This window comes from Chrysiogenia bacterium (genome assembly GCA_020434085.1).
Lineage (GTDB): Bacteria > JAGRBM01 > JAGRBM01 > JAGRBM01 > JAGRBM01 > JAGRBM01.
In genome coordinates this window covers 1-2,185 of sequence record JAGRBM010000075.1, presented here as the reverse complement: position 1 = coordinate 2,185, position 2,185 = coordinate 1, and the positions used below count along the sequence as shown (strand labels likewise).

Annotated in this window: 3 protein-coding genes; all 3 read right to left on the bottom strand. The window is 64.5% G+C overall.

The window, feature by feature from the left end; translation table 11 throughout:
* Positions 1 to 562 (bottom strand): DUF58 domain-containing protein (locus KDH09_02585; protein ID MCB0218557.1); only part of this gene is annotated, 562 nt, incomplete at its 3' end.
* Between the two features lie 71 nt (positions 563 to 633).
* Positions 634 to 1,710 (bottom strand): MoxR family ATPase, encoded by a 1,077-nt coding sequence (locus tag KDH09_02580; GenBank protein MCB0218556.1) that lies wholly within the window; start codon positions 1,708 to 1,710, stop codon positions 634 to 636.
* A 67-nt stretch (positions 1,711 to 1,777) separates the two neighbouring features.
* Positions 1,778 to 2,185 (bottom strand): hypothetical protein (locus KDH09_02575; protein ID MCB0218555.1); only part of this gene is annotated, 408 nt, incomplete at its 5' end.

The following is a 2,185-nucleotide window of genomic DNA, read 5'->3' as shown; positions in this document are numbered from 1 at the left end:
GGTGCGACTCGCCTTTGGGCTCAATGGCCTCGAGTTCATGGAAGAGCTGGGCGAGCTGCTTGGGGCCCGGCCGTGGCGGCACGAAAAGATCGAGCTTGCTCGCGCCGCAGGCAAGACCCACTGCGTCCTGCTGCCCCTGCAGCAGATGGGCGAGCCCCGCACTCATCATGGCCGAATAGGCGAGCTTGCTCACCTGCCCGGTGCCAAGTTCCTGCCCGCGCCGGTCGGCGCCGGTATCGACATCGGCCGGGTTGATATCCGGCGACATCTGCGCGCCGCAATACCCCATGGATCCGCTCGTATCGAGCACGAAGAGCGCGGCGATGTTGGTCTCGGCCTCGAACTGCTTGACGAAGAGCTTGTCGGACTTGCCGTAGATTTTCCAGTCCAGGTGGCGCAGCTCATCGCCCTGGGAATATTGCTTGTGCTCGGCAAACTCGATGCTCGCGCCCTTGCTGGGGGAGGCATGCATGCCCGCCCACACGCCCTGGGCGATCCGCTGGGCACGAAGCCCCAGGGGACGCAATTTGGCCAGAGTCGCTGGGTCGAGCAGCTGGGTCATGGAACGGATGCTTCTCTAACTGGGTTGGCCGCGCGCCGCCCCGGATGGAAGCGCTCGCGGCTGTGGGAACCTCAAACGCCGGGCACGTGCTCCAGAAGTTTGGCGATGATCGTGTCGGAATTGACGCCCTCGGCCTCGGCCTGGAAGTTCACCACCACGCGATGGCGAAGCACCGGACCGGCGAGCGCGCGCACATCGGCGACCGTGACGGCGGTGCGCCCCTGCGTGAGCGCGCGGGCCTTGCCGCCGAGGATCAGGTACTGGCTGGCGCGCGGTCCCGCGCCCCAGGCCACCCACTTCTTGACGTCTTCGGGCGCGCTCTCGTCATCGGGGCGCGTGGCGCGAACCAGCGCGACGGCATAGCGCACCACCGGTTCGGCAACGGGCACCTCACGCACGAGCTTCTGCATTTCCAGAAGCTGCGCCTGCGTAATGACCGGGGTGATCTCTTCGTCGACCGCGCCGGTGGTCGAGGCAACGACCTGCACCTCTTCGTCGAGGCTCGGGTAATCCACGTGAATCGAGAACATAAAACGATCGAGCTGGGCCTCGGGCAGCGGGTAAGTGCCCTCCTGCTCGATGGGGTTCTGCGTGGCAAAGACAAGGAACGGCGCTTCGAGGGTATGCGTCTGGCCGCCGGCGCTCACCTTGTATTCCTGCATGGACTGGAGCAGCGCGGCCTGTGTCTTGGGGCTGGTGCGGTTGATTTCGTCGGCCAGCAGGATGTTCGCAAACACCGGGCCCTTCACGAAACGGAAGTGGCGCTGGCCGGTAGCCTTGTCCTCTTCGAGGATCTCGGTGCCGGTGATATCGGCGGGCATGAGATCGGGCGTGAACTGGATGCGGTTGAATTTAAGGCCGATTGCTTCGGCAAGCGTCGAGATGAGCCGCGTCTTGGCAAGCCCCGGCACGCCGATGAACAGGCCGTGCCCCTGGGCGAGCAGCGCCAGCACGAGCAGGTCGACCACTTCGCCCTGCCCCACGATCTTCTTGCGGATCTGGGCGAGCAGATCCTCGCGCAGCTTCGCGGCGGCTTTGACTGCCTCGGGCGGCTGGGTCGAAGCCTCCGACGCCGGCGTTTCAGGCTGCGCCTCGGGCGCTGACTGGGCTGTTTCGATGAGTTCGTTTTCCTCGGATGCCGATTCCATGGGTTTCCTCAATGCGCGAGTCGGGGCAAAGTGAACTCACCGTCCCCAGTGGGCCCAACCGGGGGCCTCAGCCGCGCAGAATTTCGATGATGCGGCGATGTTTCTCAGCGGCGTCTTTCTCGCCGAGCTGCTCGTAGACCAGGGCGATAAGCTGCTGCACCTCGACATCAAAAGGGTTGATATTGAGGGCTTTTTGAAGGGAATCCGCCGCCTGGGACCACTCTTTGCGCAGACTATAGAACTCGCCCAGACGCTTGTAAATCGAGCCGTAGCCCGGGAAATTCGACACGGCCTGATCCAGCACGCCCTTGGCCTCAAGGAGCCTCGCGTTGGCGCGCTCTTCGAGCGAGGGGTCGCTCTGGATCTGCGCCTGCGCCAGGTCGTTCTGGGCGCTCTTGATGAGCGCATTGGCCTGTTTGTGCATGATGATGGGGCTCAGACCCACCACCTCGGCCGCCTTGGCGTAGGTCTCGGC